Consider the following 3,617-nt stretch of genomic DNA (forward strand, 5'->3'; position numbering starts at 1 on the left):
TCCGCCTTCGCCGCGGACACGGCCGCCGTCCTGACGGCCGCGGGCGTGCAGACCGTCCTGCTGCCAGAGGCGCTGCCGACGCCGGTGCTCGCCTTCGCGGTGCGCCATCTCAGCGCGGACGCGGGCGTGATGGTCACCGCCAGCCACAACCCGCCCGCGGACAACGGCTACAAGGTCTACCTCGGCGGGCGGCTCACGGACGAGGCGGGTCGGGGGGCGCAGATCGTCTCCCCCGCGGACGCGCAGATCGCCGCCCGCATCGACCACGCGGCATGGGCCGCGGACATCCCGCTCGCCGACGACGGCTGGACCGTGGCCGGGCCGGACCTGCTGGAGGCCTACCGCACGGCGGCCCTCGGCGTGCTCGACGACGACCGGCACGGCCACCGCGACCTGCGCGTGGTCTACACGCCCCTGCACGGGGTGGGCGGCGCCGTGGTCCCGGGCCTGCTCGAGGACGCCGGCTTCGGCCCCGTCCACGTGGTGGCCGAGCAGGCCGCCCCGGACCCGGCCTTCCCCACGGTCGCGTTCCCCAACCCGGAGGAGCCGGGGGCGATGGACCTCGCCCTCGCCCTGGCCGCCGAGGTGGACGCGGACCTGGTGATCGCCAACGACCCCGACGCCGACCGCCTGGCCCTGGCCGCGCCCGTCACCGACGCGCACGGCGTCCGCACGTGGCGGATGCTCTCGGGCGACGCCGTCGGGACGCTGCTGGGCGCGCACGCGATGCCGGCCCTGCACGCGGCCGGCCGCAGCGCCGCGAACTCCGTGGTCTCCTCCCCGCAGCTGGCCGCCCTGGCGGAGGCGAACGGGGTGACGCACCACGTCACGCTGACCGGCTTCAAGTGGATCTCCCGCGCCCCGGACCTCGGCTTCGGCTACGAGGAGGCCCTCGGCTACTGCGTGGACCCGGACATGGTGCGGGACAAGGACGGCATCACGGCCGCCCTCATGGCCGCGGAGCTGGCCGCCGCCCTCACGGCGCAGGGACGCGGCCTGATGGACGCCCTGGCCGACGTCGACGCGGTCACCGGCGCCATGCCCAGCGCCCAGGTCTCGGTCCGCGTGGCGGACCTGTCCCTGATCGCCCGCACCATGACCGCCCTGCGTCGGCAGGGGCCGGCCACGCTCGCGGGCGAGCCGGTCACCGTGCGCCCGGACCTGGCCGCCGGCGGGGACGGGCTGCCGCCCACGGACGCGCTGCTGTTCGCCACCGACTCCGGCACCCGCGTGCTCGTGCGTCCCTCCGGCACCGAGCCGAAGCTCAAGTGCTACCTCGGCACCCGGGACGCCGACCCGGCCGCGGCCGCCGAGCGGCTCGAGGCGCTGCGGGCCGAGGTGACGGCCCTCGTGGGCGGCTGAGCCTCGGTAGGCTGGTGGGCATGACCGTCTCCCTCACCACCGCCGAGCTGGCGAAGTACATCGACGCGACCGCCCTGAAGGCCGACACCTCGGAGGCGGACGTGCGCCGCCTCGTGGCCGAGTCCCGCGAGGCCGGGGTCAAGAGCGTCTGCATCAACCCCGTGTGGGTGCCGCTGGTGGCCGCCGAGCTCGCGGACTCGGACGTGCTGACCTGCACCGTGATCGGCTTCCCCCTCGGCGCCAACACCTCGGAGGTCAAGGCCTTCGAGGCCCGGCAGGCGATCGACGCCGGCGCGGACGAGGTGGACATGGTCCTCGACGTCGCCGCGGCCCGCGCCGGGGACCGCGCCCGGCTCGTCGCGGACGTCCGCGCCGTGGCCGAGGCCGCCCACGCGGACGGCCCCGCGGGCGATGGCGGGGCGTTGCTCAAGGTGATCGTGGAGACCGCCCTCCTGGACGACGACGCGATCGTCCTGGCCTGCGAGGCCGCGGTCGAGGCCGGGGCGGACTTCGTGAAGACCTCCACGGGCTTCTCCACCGCGGGCGCCACCGTCGAGCACGTCGCGCTGATGCGCCGCACCGTGGGCGAGGACATCGGAGTGAAGGCCTCCGGCGGGGTGCGCACCCGCGAGGACGCCCTGGCGATGATCGAGGCCGGCGCCACCCGGATCGGGGCCAGTTCCGCGCTTGCTATCCTGGGATCCGACTGACTCGCATCACTTCGGCCGGGCGTCTGCCCCGGCCGGACCGCACCGAAGGAGCATCACGTGATCCGCAACGGCAAGGCCATCGACCACTCCAACGTGGGCGGCGTCTGGGGTTCCCTGATCGCCTTCATCGTCGCCTACGGCGCGCTCCTCGGCTGCCTCTACGCCATGGGCTTCTGGTCGCTCGAGTCGGTCTGGATCCCCGGCCTGATCGCGCTGGCCCTGGCCACCGTGGCCTTCATGATCCCCCAGACGTTCCTGGGCCGCAGCGACACCGTGGACACCACCGCCATCCACACCCGTCCCGCCGTCGAGCACGCCGCCACCGGCGCCCACGCCGTCGAGACCGGCGCCGCGCACCGCTGAGCCGTCCCGGAGCCGAGGATCGCTGACACCGGTCGTCCGGCCGCCGCGCGCCGAAGGGCGTCCACCCGCAACACGGGGGTGGACGCCCTTCGGCTTGTCTCCATCGCGGCGGTGGTGCTGGGTCACGCGTACCTGACGGACCTCACCTTCAGCCGGTACCTGGAGATCTGGCGGATGCCGCTGTTCTTCTTCCTCACCGGCTACTTCTGGACGCGCGGCCGCCCCTGGGCCAAGGACGTGCGGGGCCGCTTCCGGAGCCTGATGGTGCCGTACCTGGTGTGGGCGGCGCTCATGTCCGTGGCCGCGTTCGCGTGGTTCGCCGACGACCCCGACCTCCTGCGGCGCCTGATGATCACCGGCTGGTACGGGGGCGCGGACCAGGAGCCCCCGTGGTGGGCGTTCTGGTTCATCTCCGTCCTGTTCTTCACCACGGTGCTGCGCCGATTCCTCGAGCGCTTCCCGTCCGCCGTCGCCTGGGCAGTGGGCCTGGCCGGGCTGGCGTGGGCCCACCTCGTGCCGGACTCCGCGATCGCCCGCACGCCGCTGGGCGTCGGGCTGGCCCTGCCCTGCCTGCTGTTCGTCCTCAGCGGCGAAACGTTCCGTCGCCGCGTCCAGCCGCACGTGCGGCGCCACCGGACGCTCATCGGCGTCGGCCTGGTGCTGCTCGGGATGGTCGCGGTCCGGCTGGGCCTGGAGGCGCCCAACATCAAGTTCGGCGGTTTCGGTACGCCGGTGCTCACCCCCGTCGTGGGCGTCCTGATGTCCGCGGGGATGGTGCTCGTGTTCGGTTCCACGGTGGAGAGACTGCTGCGCTCCTTCGCCCGACGCACCGGGACGGGTCAAGCCCTGCGCCGCGCCATCACCGCCCTGGTCCGGACGGGCACGGTGGTGGTGCTGCTGCACGGCTGGGTGCTGATGTGGGTCACGCGCCACGGCGTGGAGGACAACGCCGCCAAGTTCGCCCTCGCGCTCGCCCTCAGCTGGCTGGCAGGCCTCGCCCTGCTCGCCACCCCCCTGTCCAAGCCGTTCACGGGGGCGCGCCGCCGCTGGCACCCGGTGCACCGCCTGCGACACGTGGAGCCCCCGCACCCCGTCACGTCCGCGCTGCCGCGCGTCACGACCGCCTCGGAGAGGACACACCCATGAGCAGGGATCATCGCCCCCCGATCCGCAATCCGTTCC

General features: G+C 74.2%; 4 protein-coding genes. All 4 read left to right on the forward strand.

Going from position 1 to position 3,617, the window contains the following annotated elements:
- Nucleotides 1–1,362: phospho-sugar mutase (locus tag D8M29_RS09705; protein ID WP_148111569.1), on the forward strand; the 1,362-nt coding region annotated here is incomplete at its 5' end.
- Nucleotides 1,363–1,382: 20 nt separating this feature from the next.
- Nucleotides 1,383–2,072: a deoxyribose-phosphate aldolase gene (gene deoC / locus D8M29_RS09710; RefSeq protein WP_127445932.1), complete on the forward strand. Its 690-nt coding sequence runs from the start codon at nucleotides 1,383–1,385 to the stop codon at nucleotides 2,070–2,072.
- 57 nt (nucleotides 2,073–2,129) lie between these two features.
- Nucleotides 2,130–2,435, forward strand: coding sequence for a hypothetical protein (locus tag D8M29_RS09715; protein ID WP_069941670.1), 306 nt, complete (start codon nucleotides 2,130–2,132; stop codon nucleotides 2,433–2,435).
- A 78-nt stretch (nucleotides 2,436–2,513) separates the two neighbouring features.
- Entirely contained in the window at nucleotides 2,514–3,581 is a 1,068-nt protein-coding gene (locus D8M29_RS09720; RefSeq protein WP_127435584.1) for an acyltransferase family protein, read from the forward strand.
- The last annotated feature ends 36 nt before the right edge of the window (nucleotides 3,582–3,617 follow it).

It is taken from the genome of Micrococcus sp. HSID17227, assembly GCF_003989405.1.
GTDB lineage: Bacteria > Actinomycetota > Actinomycetes > Actinomycetales > Micrococcaceae > Micrococcus > Micrococcus luteus.

Bases quoted from the DNA above. Each gene is read 5' to 3' on its own strand.
- deoC (WP_127445932.1), top strand. From the start codon at position 1,383: ATGACCGTCTCCCTCACCACCGCCGAGCTGGCGAAGTACATCGACGCG.